Origin of the sequence: Planosporangium thailandense (genome assembly GCF_011947195.1) — a bacterium.
Taxonomy (GTDB): domain Bacteria; phylum Actinomycetota; class Actinomycetes; order Mycobacteriales; family Micromonosporaceae; genus Planosporangium; species Planosporangium thailandense.
In genome coordinates, this window is sequence record NZ_JAATVY010000004.1 from 383,224 (window position 1) to 398,001 (window position 14,778).

Genomic DNA, 14,778 nt, shown 5'->3' on the forward strand with positions numbered 1-14,778 from the left:
CGTTGTCAACAGAAGGGACCGGGCATGCTGACGAGGAAATTGGGATCGAGTGGGCCTTCCGTATCGGCGATCGGACTGGGGACCATGGGCATTGGGGGTTCCTACGGTCCGGCCGACGAAGAGGAGGCATTGAATACGGTCCGCCTTGCGCTCGACCGCGGGATCAGCCTCATCGACACTGCTGACTTCTACGGTGCGGGCGCCAGCGAGCGTGCCGTGGGGGCGGCACTGGCCGGACGCCGCGATGACGCAGTAGTAGCGACGAAGACCGGGATGCAGTTCGGTCCCGGCGGCCCTCGGCCGAACGGCCGGCCGGAATTCATCAAGTCGCAGCTCGATGGGTCGCTCGAGCGCCTGGGGGTCGACTACGTCGATCTCTACTATCTCGCGAGGGTCGACCCGGAGGTGCCGATCGAGGAGTCGGTGGGGGCGCTGGCTGACATGGTCGCCGCCGGTAAGGTCAGGCACGTCGGGCTCTGTGAGGCCTCGGCGAAGACGCTTCGCCGAGCCAGCAAGGTGCATCCGATCGCCGCGCTGCAGACGGAGTACTCGCTGTGGGAGCGGCATGTTGAGGCGGAGATTCTGCCGACACTGCGGGAGCTTGGCACCGCCTTGGTGGCGTACCGGCCCCTCGGCAGTGGTTTCCTCAGCGGCAAGGTGACTGTCGACCGGTTGCGGAGTGGTGATTTCCGGCTTGGGGATCCGCGGCTGCAGGGTGACAACCTCAACCAGAATCTCAGGCTGCTCACCGCGGTTCAGGAGTTCGCGGACAAGAAGGGTGTGACCGCGGCCCAACTCGCCCTCGCCTGGGTGCTTTCCCGGGGCGACGACATCATCGCCATCCCGGGCACCAAGCGTCGCAAGTACCTTGAGGAGAACATCGAGGCCGCTGGTATCTCGTTGAGCGACGGTGAGCTCGAAGAGCTCAGCACCATGATCCCCGCGGCGAGCGGTGACCGCTACAATCCGGCCCTACTCAAGACTATCGATCGTTGATCAGTACGTCGGGCGTGATCATCACGTTCGGCTCGTCTTCGTCATGTAGGTAGCGGAGAGCGTTTCTTCTTCGGGAGAGTCTGACGGTATCGGATCAGCCAGATTCTCCCGAAGGAGGAGCGGTGGCGATCGCCGGCTGGGTGCCAGAAAGCCGTTCGCCCAGGCCCCCACGGCTTATGACTTCCCGATCGTGTTTCCCGGCGCTAGGGGCAGCTTCCAGGCCGCTCCAACTTCAACCGTCGGGCCTCGACCCCGGCCGTGGCCGGCGAGGCGTACCGGAGCTCCGGCGGGTTCGACGTGCACGCCGTCCGGCACTTCCGTCGGCGGGTGTCAGTGGCACGACGCGCCCGAGCCGAGGTGCTGACCTTTCCCGACTGTCCGACCGACCCCACGCTGCTCGACGAACGCGTCCGCACCCACGTCGACGTGGTAGCCGCACGACGACCCGGGCCGTGGGACTCAGCGCCCACCATCACGCCCTGAACCCGCGCCATCCGACCCGTAATCCACGGCAGGATCCGGGGCGAGGTAGGGAGCAGAATGGGAGCAGCGGGGCGCGTTCAACGGTGCTGAACCGCGCCCGACAGGGCTGAGCTTCTCGCATCGTCTCGCCGTGACCTGCCGGTTCTCGTGTTTGTGCAGGCCGGCGCAAGATCGGATTTTCGTTGACACGGAAGAGGTCACTGGTTCAAACCCAGTATCGCCCACCAGAGAAACAGCAGGTCAAAGCCTCGTTACCGGATCTTCGGTAACGAGCCTTTCGCGTTTTGCCCATTACATTGGGAGCACAATGGGAGCGCATAATCGTCTATCTCTCTAGCGTCACCAGGGGTGCGCGGCGGTCTCGGCGGGTGGATTCGCTACGGGCTGGTGGGTGGCGCCGCCGGTACGGTGAACGGCGGCGGGGCCGCGCCGTCATCGGCGCGGCCCCGCAGACGGATGCCGTGTGGATTACGCGGCGTGCAGGTGCCGCACTGTGGCGGCGGGCGCGGGCTGGGTGGCCAGCCAACGGGCCTGGAGGGCGTCGGTGATGCGCTGGCGCATGGCGGGGGTGACGTGGCTGTAGATGCCACGCACGCCCGGGAGCCGGTGCCCGAGGCGCTTGGCTTGGGCGATCTCGGGGATGTCGTCTTCGATCAACCAGGTCTTGTGCGTGTGCCTGAGGTCGTGGAAGTGCATGCCTTCGATGACTGGGCCGGTGCGGGTGCGCGGGTTGCCGTTGACGGCGGGCCCCCAGACGCGGCGGGACATGCTGGAGCGGCGCAGGAAGGCGCCGCGGGCACCGCAGAAGACGATGTCCTGGTCGTGGCTGTCAAGCACCTCCTGCAGCAGGCCGATCAGGAACGGCGGCAGGTGGACGTCGCGGGCGGAGCTGACGGTCTTGGGTGGGCCGAGGTAGAAGCGACCCTGGACCTCGTGCATGGCGCCGACCTCTGCGTGCACCCGGAGGAATCCCTCGCCGAGGTGGACGTTGGCCCGGGCCAGACCGGTGAGTTCGCCCCAGCGCATGCCGGTGTAGGCGGCGGTGATGACCAGGATCTGGTCGGCGCGCCGGTCGATGCGGGCGGCGATGGTGTTGACCTGAGCCGGGGTGGCGTGCGGGCGTTCCGGAGCCGGGCGGGTGATGACTTTTACGCCGGTGCAGGGGTTGTAGCCGATGCGCCGGTCGCCGACGGCTTCGCGCATGAGCCGGCTGAGCAGTGCCATGACGTTGGCGGCGCTGGAGTCGGCGAGGTGGGTTTTGAGGTCTTTAACGAAGACCTTCACCGCCTGCCGGGTGATCTTTGACAGTTGCACGTGGCCGAAGCGGGGCAGGATGTGGTTGCGCAGGTGGCTGCGGTAGGCCGCCCGTTTCGCGTCGCCGGCGAGGTGGCCGGCTTCCCAGATTTCTACCCATTCGGCGAGAGTGATCCGCCCGGCGGCAGGGGCGAGGTAGGTGTCGAGAGCTAGGTCGACGTCGACCTGCTTGCAGCGGATCTCGGCCGCGGCACGGGTCGGGTGTGAGGAGTCGGTGCCGACGCTGCCGTCGGGGTTGCGGTAGCGCACGCGGAAGCTGTAGCCGCGTTGTTCTACCCACGCCATGAGGTGCTCCCATTCGATGTGTGGTCATTGACGTGTGCATGGACGCTTCGCCTTGGGCCGGGTGGCAAGTCACGATCCCGGACGGTGGGCGGCGTCTTCCGCCGGCCACTGCGGCCGACAGCCGGACGGGCAGAGTTGGCGATGATCGCGGCGAGATCGGTGGGGGAGAAGCGCAGGTGCTTGCCCAGGAAGGTGCAGGGCACCTCGCGGGCGGCGGCCTTCTTGCGCAGCCAGGACTCGCGCACGCGTAGCCGCTGCGCGGCCTCGGCGGGGGTGTAGAGCAACGGTTCGGTGACGGTGGCTCTGGTTGGCTGACCGGTGGCGTCCCAATGCTGGGGGCACGGTGACTGGGGAGTGGACACGACGAACTCCAAATTGGAATGCCGCCGCAGCGTTAGCCACGACGGCGAGGGGACATGGCAAGGTCCGGACCTCGTACTTCGAGCGGTCCGGACCTTCGTATTCAGGAATTGCGAATGCCTCGCTGCGGCGGACCGCCGCCAGCTCCGCCAGGCGCAGCGATGGGATTCGAGCCTGCGACTGTAGGATTAGAAGATCGCTGAAGTCTAATGCCAGCCGTTGGTAATGGAGGAGACGGCGCTGCGTGGCAAGCCACGGCAATAGTTGCACCGTGTGACCTATTTGCCTTACATAAAGCGTGTTATCGCCTTGTGCGATTCGTGCTGGCTGCCGTGGCCCTGCAAGACCAGGCGACGGCAACTGCGGGCGCACTATGACCGGGCACCGGCAAGTCTTGTCCTGGTGTTGAGCACGGCGATGGTGGAGTCGGCGGCCGACCTGCGGGCCACGCCAGCAGGTGAGCTGCACGACCAGTTCATAGGCTGGCTGCCGCAGCCCGCGCCGAACCCACGCCACGCGGCCCCGGCATCGGCCGGCCCGTGCTATCGAAAGCGCGGCCGCAAAGCGTCTCGACCATGGCATACGGATCGGTGAGCAACTCCGGTACACCTTCCGGACCGACGTCGTGACCGTGCCGGCGGATCTTCATCGGGGCTGTGCGGCCGGGTGGAGCTGCCGTGCGCAGATCAGTTCTGGGCGGGTGGCATGGCCATCCAGGCCCGGCGACCCGCCCGCGACCAGCTCATCCATCACTCCGACCGCGGCACCCAGTACACCTCGTTCGAGTTCGGCCGCACCCTACGCGCCTGCGGCGTGCTCGCCTCGATGGGCTCGGTCGCCGACTGCTTCGACAACGCCCTGGCCGAGACGTTCTTCGCCACCCTGAAGACCGAACTGGTCTACACCCGGGCCTGGCCGAGCCGGCACGAACTGGAGATGGAGGTGTTCTCCTACATCGAGGGCTTCTACAACCCCCGCCGCCGACACAGCCGTCTGGGTAACGTCAGCCCGGCTACATACGAGACGATCTACCACGAGTCCCTGACAGACATCGAGGTGTCCGGCCGATAGGGGTCACTTCAAACCACCATGCGCCAGAGGCGCACCGGCGAAGCCGCTCGGCTAGTACAGGCCGCGCAGGCGACGGCATCGGCAGTGCTCGTGATGACCCTCGCCACCGCGTGCATGTCGGCCAAGCCGAAGCAGCCAACGGACCAGAAGGCCATGGACGCGATTGCCCAGCAGATCCAGACGACGATCGGGCAACAGGCCACCGTCACCCAAGCCAGGGTCGTCTACTAGGACAACATCACCGCACCCGGCACGGCGAGCGTGACCGCGATCGTGAAGCCCGGCGCCGACCTGGATTCAGTGCTTGACCAAGCGGTGCGACTGGTGTGGACGAGCAAGCTCAACCCGCTCGAATCCATCGTTGTCGACGTGACCGACGAGCAAGACCCGAAGCGGTTCGCCAGTAAGCGGTTGTCCCCGAAGAAGGCGGAAGACAAAACCGAGTTGGAGTGCAAGTACGGGCCGCGGCCTAAGTGAGGTAGCTAGACGGGCTGATCCAGCGGGGCCGGCGCTTATGTAACCACCCCAACAACCCCATGGACCAGATCGGGATCCGGCACGACTTCGGGCCTCTTGAAGGCACCGCGAACTGCGGGCGGCGAGGCCGCGGTGCGCTTCGGTCCGTTGTGTCGGTGTCATCGGCCGGTCGCACCGCTGACGGTGGTGCGACCGGCCGAGTCGATCAACGTCAGGAGCCGTCGTCCGCTTCGGTGTTCGAGGCATTGGACTCAATGTTCTCCCGGTCATCGATGAGTCGGTCCAATTTCTCCGCAATCCAGAGCGCGATGACCGCACTCGCGAGCTGACTGGCTCCGGGGATGACGTGTCCCCCCGCTGTCTCGAAAGCGTGAGCGACCGTCCCTCCCGACGAACCGCCGAAGATCGCGGTTCCAAGGATGACCGCCGTTCGTAGGGGCAAGCGGATCTGCCGCACGGGAACCTCCAGGGTAAGCACGGGTTTGACAGATCCAGGCTGGAAGGCCGCGCGGGAACCGCGGCCCTCCAGTGAAATGTTGGGGTGACGCGGGGCCTTGATCAGGCCATATCCTGCCGTGTTCGCTGACTGTCAGCGAACAGACGCAAAGACCGGGGACGTCGGGATATGCTGCCCGGTCACGGAGCAGCATCGATCTCGTCCGAGGATGACGAATGGACCGCGACAGTAGATCGCCTTCGTACGGTGGCGCACGCGACCTGATGGACCTGTGGTCGCAGCTGCTCGCACGAAAGTCCCGGCCGAAGGTGCGACAACTCGCCAGACAGGCACAGATCTCGGCGGGGTACGTAAGCGAGATCCTGGGAGGACAGAAGACGCCCTCGCCCGACGTCGCGGAGCGGTTGGCTGCGGCGTTAGGGGCTACGCCGGTCGAGACGCGGCTCGCTCGGTTCTACGCGGAGAGAGCGCAGGATGACCCCAAGCCGCCGGCCCGCGTTCCGGTGGCCCACTACTCCGTGCAGACCTGGAGTCGCGCCGTGCCGCCGGCCGAGACGCTGATCGAGAACGGCATGGCGCTGAGCGCGCTCCTGGCCGAGCGGTATGAAGTGATCGACTTCTTCGGCCGTTCGGATCAGCTGCGCGAACTCGGGACGTGGCGCGACGGCCGGGACGACATCACCGCCAAGCTGATCACCGGGGCTGGCGGTGAAGGGAAGACACGCTTGGCCACCTACTTTGCGCGCCAGTCCAAAGGCTGGGTGGTCGCGGAGGCGTTCCATGGAACGCAACCTCACCGTCCGGGGAGAGCCGTAAGCGCGCGACGAGTCTCCCAGGCACGCGGACTTCTGCTGATTGTCGACTACGCGGAACGCTGGCCGCTTACGGACCTCCTTGACCTCGTCAACGACCCGCTGCTCGCCACTGGAGTTCCTGTCCGCATTCTGCTCATCGCGCGCTCAGGTGGAACGTGGTGGAATGTTCTCCACACGCGCCTTGAGAAGTCCGACGTGATCGCGGATCACATGCCGCTTCCACGCATTGCACCCGGTCGCATAGACCGGCTCGCCGTGTTTGACGCGGCGCGCGACCGGTTCGCCGAACTCCTCGGGATGACGGAATTCCAAGGAATTTCACCACCTTCCAGCCTGCTGGAAAACGCCGGGCCAGGTCAGGTACTCACTCTGCACATGGCGGCGCTGATCGCCGTGGACGCCAAGAAACATGGCATTCGGCCGCCGACCGACCCGGCGTCGTTCTCTCGGCATCTACTCGAGCGCGAGCGTGATCATTGGTACGCGATGCACGACAAACCACAGAACCGCCTCCCGACGCCACCGAGCGTCATGGCTCGCGCTGTTTTCGCCGCCACGCTGACCGGGCCGCATGACTGGGACTACGGAATATCGGTACTCAACCGCGTGGGCATCGGCTCGGACACGTCGCCGGAGCAGATAGTGGACGATCACGCCATCTGTTACCCCCCGGCAGACGAGCTGGCCGTCCTGGAGCCACTGTACCCGGATCGTCTTGCCGAGGACTTCGTCGCACTCCAAATTCCCGGCCACGGCGTGCCCGGCCCGTCCGACCCTTGGGCCAGCCGCGCCGTTCAGCGCCTGTTGCCGACGCTGGAGGATCCGACACCCACCTACTTACCGAGATTGGTGAGCGTCCTCGCGGAGGCTGCTGGTCGCTGGCCCCACGTCGGCCGTTCTCAGCTCTTCCCTTTGTTGCGTACGCGCCCTCGGCTGGCGTTCGCCGCCGGCAGCGCGGCTCTTGCCGCTGTCGCCAGCCTTCCGGATATCGACGTCGAGGTGCTCGAGGCAATCGAGACCGAGTTCCCATCGAATTGGCACAGCGACGTTCCGGCGGGAATCGCAGCAGTCGCCCAACGGCTGACCGAGCTCCGGTTACCCACGACAGACGACCGCGGGCGCGCTTTCCTGTACGCCCGATTAGGCAAATGGCTGGGAGAAGCGGGCCTGTACGAACGAGCGTTAGCCTGTTCCACCAAGGCCGCGGAAATCCATCGCGAGGTTCTCGAGAGGAACCCTCGTACCAGCGCAGGAGGGCTGGCCGCCGCCTTGCGGAACCAGGCACGGGACCTGGCGGTCTTCGGCAGGCATGAGGAAGCTTTGCATGCAGCCCGGGAGGCCCTGCGGCTGTGGCAACAGATGCCCCAGGACGACCTCGACGTATACCAGCATCACGTCGGGCAGGGATTTCAGGCCCTCAGCCTGGCTCTATCCGAACTCGGTCGGTTCGACGAGGCCCAGGCGGCAACGCGGTCCGCAGCGGAAATATACGAACAACTGGCAGTACGCGACGACAGCTTCGAGACCTACTTGGCAGGTGCCCTGCACAACCTCGGTGTCGACCTTGCGCGAACGGGGAAATATGAGGAAGCGGCGGCGAGCGGCCAACGGGCTGTTGACATTTATCAACGGCTCCTGCCCCGAGACGGGTCGGTCGAGCCGAAACTTGCCGCAGCGCTGATGAGTCTCGGAAATCACCTGTCCGCACTCTCGCAGCAGGAGTCGGCGGTGGTGGCCGGCAGAAACGCGGTCGAGATCTATCGCCGCCTGGCCAGTAAGAACACCGCCGTTTACGGGCTGCAACTCGGAATGTCCTTGTACAACCTTGCCACTACCTTGTTCGGCATGCACGAACGGGCGGAGTCGTTGAAGTCGGCGGCCGAGGCGCTGGACGTCCTCCGGCACTTGGCCGCCGCAGACCCGGCGGCATACGCGTCATCGTCTACAATGATGTTAGCGAAGGTAGGTTGCCTATTTTTGAACGCCGGGCAGTTTGACGACGCTTCGGTCGCCATTCGTGAGGCCATCCACGGTCCGGCAGCACACTATCTGCGCCGGAGCAAACGTCATTCCCGCGATTTCGCTGAGGCCTTGTTGCAGTTCGTCGCCATCTGTGCGCGCGATCGGTGCGAGCTACCAGTGGCATTGGACGCATCGACTGAAGCGGTTCGGATGCTCGAGAGTCTGGCGAAGACTCATCCAGACAGCACCTCCGATCTCGCTCGCGCCAAGTCCATTGTCGCGAAGCTGACTGCGGCCATCGGCTCAGAGAGTGTTGGGTAACCGGGTAATCACCTGAAGCGATCCGGGCGCCGGGATCCGTTGCGACGCGAGGATTGCGGCGTGTCGAGGTGACCCGATTGGGTCATCCCCGCGAGGTCGTAGGTTTGTGAGAGCTGCAACGCTGGCGGGGATGACGCCGTCGAGACTACCCGTGCGCAACAGCGTGGATGCCAGCGTGATCGACTGGGTCGACCAGGAACTGGGCATCTGGCTGGAGATCGTCAAGCGCAGTGACAGCGCGACCGGCGTCCACGTGCTATCTCGACGCTGGGTGGTGGAGCGGTGTAGGTGCCGAAAATGCCGTCCGGGCAGGTCAAGCGGCGTGTCGGTACTCGTGGAGGATGCCGCCGAGTCGATCGCGTCGTCGGATGTCGAGGCGGTCAAGCTGTTCCGGTTTGGTGATTGGTTGGGGGAGCGGGCGTAGGGGCGCTGCGGCGTGGAGCGTGCGGTGGGTCCGGTGCTGGTTGTAGAAGGTCTCGTACTCGCGCAGCGCGTGCATCAGGTGGGCCTGGTTCAGGATCACGGTGCGGTCGAGGAGTTCGGTCCGGCATGAGCGCACCCAGCGTTCCATGATGGCGTTCATGCGCGGTACGCGGATACCGGTCTTGACGATGGTGATGTCTTCGTTTTCGACGATGGCGTCGAATGCGGCTGTGTACTTGCCGTCGCGGTCGCGGACCAGGTACTTCACGGTGGCGCCGGCGTCTGCGTGTGCCGAATATCTCGTCCGTGCAGCTCAAGCGGCGTGTTGGTACTCGTGGAGGACACCGCAGAGTCGGTCTCGTCGGCGTATGTCGAGGTGGTCGATTCGTCCCCGATCTGTGATTGGTGGGGGGACAGCTCGTAGGGGTGCGGCTTGCCTCATGGCCTGGTGGGCGCGGTGGGTGTTGTAGAACTGCTCGTACTGGCGTAGCGCGTGGCGTAGGTGGCGTTCGTTCCAGATCAGGGTGCGGTCGAGCAGCTCGTGGCGGCAGGACTGTATCCATCTCTCCATGATCGAGTTCATTCTCGGGACACGAACGCCGCAGCGGACGGTCTGGATGCCGGCGTCGGTGAGAATCTCGTCGATGATGGTGGGGAACTTCCCGTCCCGGTCCCTGATCAGGTAGTGCGCCCGGCGGCCCGCGTCCTCGAGATCCATCACGAGGTTCTTGATGGCCTGTGCGACCCAGTCTGTGGTCGGGTGCGCGGTGGTGCCGAGGATGCGGATACGGCGGTTGGCGTGCTCGATGACCGTGAGGATGTATTGGCGCTGCCCTGTCAGTGTGAGGGTCTCGATGAAGTCGCAGGCGAGCAGCGCTTCGGCTTGGGAGCGTAGGAAGTCGGCCCAGGTGGCGGCGCCGCGTTGGGGCGCGGGGTCAATGCTCTCGGCCTTGAGGATCTCCCAGACGGTGGAGGGGGCGACCTTGATGCCGAGGGTGGCGAGCTCGCCGTGCACCCGCCGGTAGCCCCAGTTCGGGTTCTCCCTGACCAGGCGCAGCACGAGGACGCGGATGGAGCGGACGGTGGGCGGGCGCCCGGGACGCCTGGGTCGGCAGGTGCGCGCATGACGTCGGTTCATCAGGTCGCGGTGCCAGCGCAGGACAGTGTCCGGTCCACGAGCAACCGCAGCCGGCGCAGTACCTGGCGGGGCAGGGGCGCGAGAAGGGCAGCGAGGAGGGCCCGGTCCTCGGGCGCGAACGTCACCCGGTTAGCGCCGAGTTGCCGTTCTAGGATGGTGATCTGATGCCGCAGAGCCAGAATCTCTGCGTCCTTGTCCCGGTCCCCCACCGGCAGCAGCCGCAGCGCGGCGAACGCGTTCGTGACGGTCAGATAAGCCAGGCGCAGCAGCACGAGAGATCATCCTGCTCCGTTCCGCTACCGCTTTGACGGCCGGGGCCACGCGTTGGCCATGAGGAGCCAGGCAGAGCCCGCCACCTGCACGGATGGCATTTTCGGCAGGCGCAATCCTCCTACGACTTCAGCGCGCGCAGTATCCGTCACAATACGAACACCTGGGCCGACCACGTCGCCGCCGAGCTTGAGGTCATACGGCTGGCCTACAGTTCCCGACCGGAGACCTCGCTCGACTGAGCCTCTCGGGCCACGGCGATTGCATCCGCGTCGGCGACCAGGCCGTCGGTCGTCGGGTAGGAGGTAGCGGCAGTCGCCATCGAGCCCGCTGGGACGCTCGCTTCCGTGACTACCTACACGACGACCCGACCGAACGCGGCACCGTCTGGCTACGGCTGCGTCCCACCTTCCTGACCACAGCCGACCTCAGTTACCGCGTCTGACCACGCCTACCAACTGCAGCCGACACGACCTGAGGCCTTGACGAAGCCCATAGGGACACCGCCCCGTACGGAAGAGGCTTCCGCGAACTCAGCGTGCGCTATGACAGCGCCGTACCCGTGACCCGACAACAGCGGCCAGTTGACGATCTCCACCAGCCGGTCTGTCTCGGTGTCATCCAGGTCCAGCAAGCGGTGCAGCCCACACTGACAGCTAGGGCGTGTTTCAGAAGTCGACTGCCTGCGGGGATGACTGACCGGGGAAGTCCCGGGCGGCCATCCAGATGGTGAGGTCCCGGGCAATCGCGTCGGGATCGGTGTGGGTGGCGGCCTCGTGTTCTCGCCGCGTGCTGTCGTGGCGGACGACTTCGTAGCTGCCGGTATCGAGCAGGGTGACCGAGGTGTACCAGGCCGGTTCGTCCTCGTCAGGCTGGATAACGACGAAGGTGTTGTCGCTGGTGTTGAGGTCGCCGATCAGCATGAACAGGGCGTCCTCGGACGGGTCGTCGATATGATCGCCGCTCTCGCTGTCGGCGCAGTAGTAGGTGGCGGCCACCGGCGATCCCCCTTGTGCCATGCGCTGACCAGGTGCAGCAGTCAGCATGGCACGCACGGCAGCAACGATCACAGCCATTCGTTGATCGCGGCGATATGGACGGTGGCCTCGAACCGGAGGGCAAGTTTGTCGTAGCGGGTGGCCACCGCCCGGTGGCGCTTGAGGCGATTGATGCCGCACTCGACCGCGTGCCGGGCCTTGTAGTCGTCGCGGTCGAACACCGGCGGTCGGCCACCGGCCGGCCCGCGTCGCCGGCGGTTGCGGATCTGGTCGGCCGGCTCGGCAATCGTGCACCGGATTCCGCGTCGGCGCAGGTCGTCCCGGTTGACCCGAGAGGAGTACGCCTTGTCCGCGCGCACCCGCAGCGGTCGCACCCGCGGCCGACCCGCCCCGAGCCGCGGCACGCGGATGGCCTCCAGCACGGTCACAAACTGCGGGCTATCGCCACGTTGGCCAGCGGTGACCAGCAGCGCCAACGGCTTCTGCCCCTGCTCACAGGCCAGGTGAATCTTGCTGGTCAGCCCACCTCGGGATCGGCCCAGCGCATGGTCGGCCGGCTCGACGCCCACGCCGTCGGGCGGTTCCTTCTGCCCGGCCCCGTCGCGGCGGGCGCCGGCGGCGTGCTATGCGCCCGGCAGATCGTCGAATCGACGTTGACCTCCCAGGTAATCAACCCGGCCGCGTCGGCCCGCGCCTGCAAGCCGGTGAGCACCCGCGCCTACACACCCTCGCGCTGCCACCGGCGGAACAGTCCGTAGACCGTCTGCCAGGCCCCGTACTCCGCTGGCATGTCCCGCCACGGCGCGCCCGTGCGCACCCGCCACCGGATTCCGTCGATCAGCCTCCGCCTACACCCCGCTGGACGACCCACGCCCGCCACCGGCAGCAACACCGCCCACTGCTCATCCGACAGATCTCCACGCCCCACGCCGTCAGATCATCGCGGCGAGCGAACTGACCAGGAACCCTCTTCTAAAACACGCCCTAGGCGACCAGGGCTGCGGGCAACAATCCGAACCGGGCGATGCCCCGAGCGCGAGGACGAGGTAGCCGACCTGTAGGCGAAGATAGGTCCGGTTGCCCAACAGGCGGGTGATCGCCGTGACGTAGTAGGTCGTCTCGACGAAGACGCACCACGCCAACATCGGGACTACCATGGCCCTCCAAGCGCCAAGCGGACAGCGCGGTGGCACTGGCCGGGCGGGCGCAACCAGCTGGGCGAGGCTCGAGCGGTGGAGGTGAACCGCCGGATCACCTGTATTTCGCGACACCCAATAAACTCGACCCATGTCCAAGGACGAGGCCCTTCCCGCTCGCCCCGCCTACGCGGCGTTAGCCGACGCCTTACGCGCCCGGATACTGAACGGGGAACTTCCAGCAGGTTCCCGGCTGCCGAACGAGTCCGAGCTCAGTGCTGAGTTTGGGGTGGGGCGCAGCACGGTTAGGGAGGCGCTGATCGCTCTGGCCAGCCAAAACCTCATCCTGACTACCCGCGGGGTAACAGGTGGGAGTTTCGTCGTGATCCCCACCGTGGATTCGATGAGCGCCCATCTCGAGACGGGTGTCGGGTTGATGGCGGCCGCGCAGGATGTCTCCGTCAAACAGTTGATGGAGGCCCGGCAAATCCTGGAGGTCCCTGCTGCCGGGATTGCCGCTCACCGGATTGACGAGTCTGGACTCAAAGCACTCCGAGATACGATCTTCGACCCTGCCGGTACGCCGGGGCCCAGTACCTACGCCAAGAACCAAGAATTCCACCTCGTGCTGTTGCGCGCCGCGAAGAACCCGTTGCTCGAGGTCACCACCGCACCGGTGTTCCGGGTTATGGCAAGTCGATTCGGTCGGGATCGTGCTCCCGCCGACTTTTGGATGAAGGTGGACGCTGACCATCGCGAGATTCTGGAGATCGTCGAGGACGGTGACTCGCTCGGCGCCATGGCGGCGATGCGTCGGCACCTGGATCATCTAGGCCACGTCTACACCCAGATCGATTGTCTCGGCGTCCGCTGACCAGACCCGGACAGATGCGACAAACCCGTCGGATCATCTTGCACCTCGCCTCGAGGTCTCCCGTAGCAGCGGTACGTCCGTCAGCCCGGCTCGGTGGTCGTCGGCGAGCTTGTCGTTGGGTCGAATGATCCAGTCGGTCGTGTGCCGGGCGGCCGGGACCGGAGTGTTGCCACTGGGCCCTGGACGTCCGGGCCGCATAACGCAGTGCGCCACGATTCCAGTGGATTGAGAAGTCGAATATTCGGCGATCTGCTGAACGACGTTGGACCGGTGCGGGGTGACGCCGGGGTGGCGACCGCCGTTACGGCGGCGGGCGCGGTCGGCGGCAGTTTCCTCTAGTGTGGACTATCGGTCATTCAGACTGGTTGATCACGCAACGTGTACCGCGGACACGGTTTACCGGCGTGATGTCATGCTGCTGAGCTGGGCGACCTCCCCAAGGTCGGCGATAGTCGTCCGCAGCTGCTCGCTGCCGAGACATAAGTGCAGCTGCCGCCTACCGCTGGTGTGGGGCCGCCTCCAGGACGCGACGCGCGTGTCGGAGTACAGCCTCGTCGACCATATGACCGTCGTCGTCGACTGTGACGCCCGAATTGCAGGCCTCAAATCTTTCAAGTAATGACGTCGCTGCGCGAATCTCTTCTGTTGTCGGCGTATAGACCTCGTTGGCAACCTCGACTTGGGCCGGGTGGATGCACACGCGTCCGTGAAAGCCCAATCGCTGCAGCGCTATCGTGGAGCGACGGAAGCGGTCCAAGTCGCGGAAGTCAGGCGATGCTGGACCAGCGGGCGGCTCAATGCGTGCCGCGGCGCTGCAGACGACGACGTGAGTCCGGATCGCCAGCAGTTCCAGCTCTGCCGCGCCGGGGGTGATGCCGAGGTCGGCGGTCAGGTCGACCTCACCGATCTGGAGACACCGCACTCGGGCGGAACTCGCGATTCTCAGCGCGTCGAGCAGGGACGCCGCAGACTCCAACAACGGACTGACGAGCGCTGTCGAGCCCAGCTCGGTGAGCAGCTGGTCAACCACTGCGACTTCCTCGGCCCTGTCGGTCTTCGCGGTGCACACTCCATGCAGGGCCGGCATCGTCGCGACAGCCCGGACATCGCGCTCGCGCAGGGCACCTGGATTGACGCGAACCCAGACGTGGGGGTTGTGATCCGGATCGAGTTCGGACAGCCACCGTGCCACGAGCACTCTCGCACTGTCCTTGTCACGTGTCGCTACGCCGTCTTCCAGGTCGACGATCACCGCGTCCGCACCCCGCGTGAGTGCCTTGTCGAGCATGGCGGGTTGATCACCCGGTACGTACAGCCAGCTGCGGTACGCCATGAGTTGTGTCCCCTTCGTCCCTGCAACGGCACCGAATCCGAAAGTGAGCCGGACTCCTGGATCGT

Annotated in this window: 14 protein-coding genes and 2 pseudogenes; 7 read left to right on the forward strand and 9 right to left on the reverse strand. The window is 65.7% G+C overall.

Features of this window, described 5'->3' with window-relative positions:
* Positions 1 to 24: 24 nt before the first annotated feature.
* Complete coding sequence (locus HC031_RS09480; protein WP_167924803.1) at positions 25 to 996, forward strand: aldo/keto reductase; 972 nt, start codon at positions 25 to 27, stop codon at positions 994 to 996.
* A 951-nt stretch (positions 997 to 1,947) separates the two neighbouring features.
* Here HC031_RS09480 and HC031_RS09485 read toward each other — a convergent pair.
* Together HC031_RS09485 and HC031_RS09490 are read right to left on the reverse strand one after the other, a co-directional pair.
* Positions 1,948 to 3,078, reverse strand: coding sequence for a tyrosine-type recombinase/integrase (locus tag HC031_RS09485; RefSeq protein WP_167924804.1), 1,131 nt, complete (start codon positions 3,076 to 3,078; stop codon positions 1,948 to 1,950).
* Complete coding sequence (locus HC031_RS09490) at positions 3,066 to 3,440, reverse strand: helix-turn-helix domain-containing protein (protein ID WP_338090556.1); 375 nt, start codon at positions 3,438 to 3,440, stop codon at positions 3,066 to 3,068. Before HC031_RS09490 ends, HC031_RS09485 begins: the two co-directional genes overlap by 13 nt.
* A 703-nt stretch (positions 3,441 to 4,143) precedes the next feature.
* Between HC031_RS09490 and HC031_RS09495 the strand changes: the two genes are divergently transcribed.
* From HC031_RS09495 to HC031_RS09505, 3 genes are all read left to right on the forward strand, one after another.
* Complete coding sequence (locus HC031_RS09495; RefSeq protein ID WP_167924806.1) at positions 4,144 to 4,509, forward strand: IS3 family transposase; 366 nt, start codon at positions 4,144 to 4,146, stop codon at positions 4,507 to 4,509.
* Between the two features lie 93 nt (positions 4,510 to 4,602).
* Positions 4,603 to 4,740: a hypothetical protein gene (locus tag HC031_RS09500; protein WP_167924807.1), complete on the forward strand. Its 138-nt coding sequence runs from the start codon at positions 4,603 to 4,605 to the stop codon at positions 4,738 to 4,740.
* 30 nt (positions 4,741 to 4,770) lie between these two features.
* Positions 4,771 to 4,986: a hypothetical protein gene (locus HC031_RS09505; RefSeq protein WP_167924808.1), complete on the forward strand. Its 216-nt coding sequence runs from the start codon at positions 4,771 to 4,773 to the stop codon at positions 4,984 to 4,986.
* A gap of 211 nt (positions 4,987 to 5,197) precedes the next feature.
* Here the strand turns inward: HC031_RS09505 and HC031_RS09510 are convergent, their stop codons facing one another.
* Positions 5,198 to 5,443 carry a hypothetical protein gene (locus tag HC031_RS09510; RefSeq protein ID WP_167924809.1) on the reverse strand — a complete coding sequence of 82 codons (246 nt, stop codon included), beginning with the start codon at positions 5,441 to 5,443 and terminating at the stop codon, positions 5,198 to 5,200.
* 215 nt (positions 5,444 to 5,658) lie between these two features.
* Between HC031_RS09510 and HC031_RS09515 the strand changes: the two genes are divergently transcribed.
* Positions 5,659 to 8,541: a tetratricopeptide repeat protein gene (locus HC031_RS09515; protein ID WP_167924810.1), complete on the forward strand. Its 2,883-nt coding sequence runs from the start codon at positions 5,659 to 5,661 to the stop codon at positions 8,539 to 8,541.
* Between the two features lie 193 nt (positions 8,542 to 8,734).
* Positions 8,735 to 8,965, forward strand: a pseudogene (locus HC031_RS34735) (hypothetical protein); the annotation flags it as partial.
* Here HC031_RS34735 and HC031_RS09520 read toward each other — a convergent pair.
* From HC031_RS09520 to HC031_RS09535, 5 genes and pseudogenes are all read right to left on the reverse strand, one after another.
* The gene (locus HC031_RS09520; protein WP_167924811.1) at positions 8,855 to 9,232 is read right to left on the reverse strand and encodes an integrase core domain-containing protein; all 378 of its coding nucleotides are present in this window, start codon (positions 9,230 to 9,232) and stop codon (positions 8,855 to 8,857) included. The pseudogene HC031_RS34735 and the gene HC031_RS09520 overlap by 111 nt on opposite strands.
* A 45-nt stretch (positions 9,233 to 9,277) precedes the next feature.
* Positions 9,278 to 10,024, reverse strand: coding sequence for an integrase core domain-containing protein (locus tag HC031_RS09525; RefSeq protein ID WP_338090558.1), 747 nt, complete (start codon positions 10,022 to 10,024; stop codon positions 9,278 to 9,280).
* Between the two features lie 77 nt (positions 10,025 to 10,101).
* Positions 10,102 to 10,374 (reverse strand): hypothetical protein, encoded by a 273-nt coding sequence (locus HC031_RS33005; RefSeq protein WP_240942254.1) that lies wholly within the window; start codon positions 10,372 to 10,374, stop codon positions 10,102 to 10,104.
* 666 nt (positions 10,375 to 11,040) lie between these two features.
* Complete coding sequence (locus tag HC031_RS09530) at positions 11,041 to 11,448, reverse strand: hypothetical protein (RefSeq protein ID WP_205862471.1); 408 nt, start codon at positions 11,446 to 11,448, stop codon at positions 11,041 to 11,043.
* A pseudogene (locus HC031_RS09535) lies at positions 11,439 to 12,298 on the reverse strand (IS5 family transposase). Before HC031_RS09535 ends, HC031_RS09530 begins: the two are co-directional and overlap by 10 nt.
* A 359-nt stretch (positions 12,299 to 12,657) precedes the next feature.
* Here HC031_RS09535 and HC031_RS09540 point away from each other — a divergent pair.
* Positions 12,658 to 13,380: a FadR/GntR family transcriptional regulator gene (locus HC031_RS09540; protein WP_167924812.1), complete on the forward strand. Its 723-nt coding sequence runs from the start codon at positions 12,658 to 12,660 to the stop codon at positions 13,378 to 13,380.
* A 496-nt stretch (positions 13,381 to 13,876) separates the two neighbouring features.
* On the opposite strand, the gene HC031_RS09545 is transcribed toward HC031_RS09540, so the two are convergent.
* Positions 13,877 to 14,713 (reverse strand): HpcH/HpaI aldolase/citrate lyase family protein, encoded by an 837-nt coding sequence (locus HC031_RS09545; protein ID WP_167924813.1) that lies wholly within the window; start codon positions 14,711 to 14,713, stop codon positions 13,877 to 13,879.
* Between the last annotated feature and the right edge of the window lie 65 nt (positions 14,714 to 14,778).

What these genes read in the sequence shown, in the direction of transcription:
- HC031_RS09480 (WP_167924803.1), top strand. Translation starts at nt 25, where the DNA reads ATGCTGACGAGGAAATTGGGATCGAGTGGGCCTTCCGTATCGGCGATC.
- HC031_RS09485 (WP_167924804.1), bottom strand. Translation starts at nt 3,078, where the DNA reads ATGGCGTGGGTAGAACAACGCGGCTACAGCTTCCGCGTGCGCTACCGC.
- HC031_RS09495 (WP_167924806.1), top strand. Translation starts at nt 4,144, where the DNA reads ATGGCCATCCAGGCCCGGCGACCCGCCCGCGACCAGCTCATCCATCAC.
- HC031_RS09500 (WP_167924807.1), top strand. Translation starts at nt 4,603, where the DNA reads ATGACCCTCGCCACCGCGTGCATGTCGGCCAAGCCGAAGCAGCCAACG.
- HC031_RS09515 (WP_167924810.1), top strand. Translation starts at nt 5,659, where the DNA reads ATGGACCGCGACAGTAGATCGCCTTCGTACGGTGGCGCACGCGACCTG.
- HC031_RS09530 (WP_205862471.1), bottom strand. Translation starts at nt 11,448, where the DNA reads ATGGCTGTGATCGTTGCTGCCGTGCGTGCCATGCTGACTGCTGCACCT.
- HC031_RS09540 (WP_167924812.1), top strand. Translation starts at nt 12,658, where the DNA reads ATGTCCAAGGACGAGGCCCTTCCCGCTCGCCCCGCCTACGCGGCGTTA.
- HC031_RS09545 (WP_167924813.1), bottom strand. Translation starts at nt 14,713, where the DNA reads ATGGCGTACCGCAGCTGGCTGTACGTACCGGGTGATCAACCCGCCATG.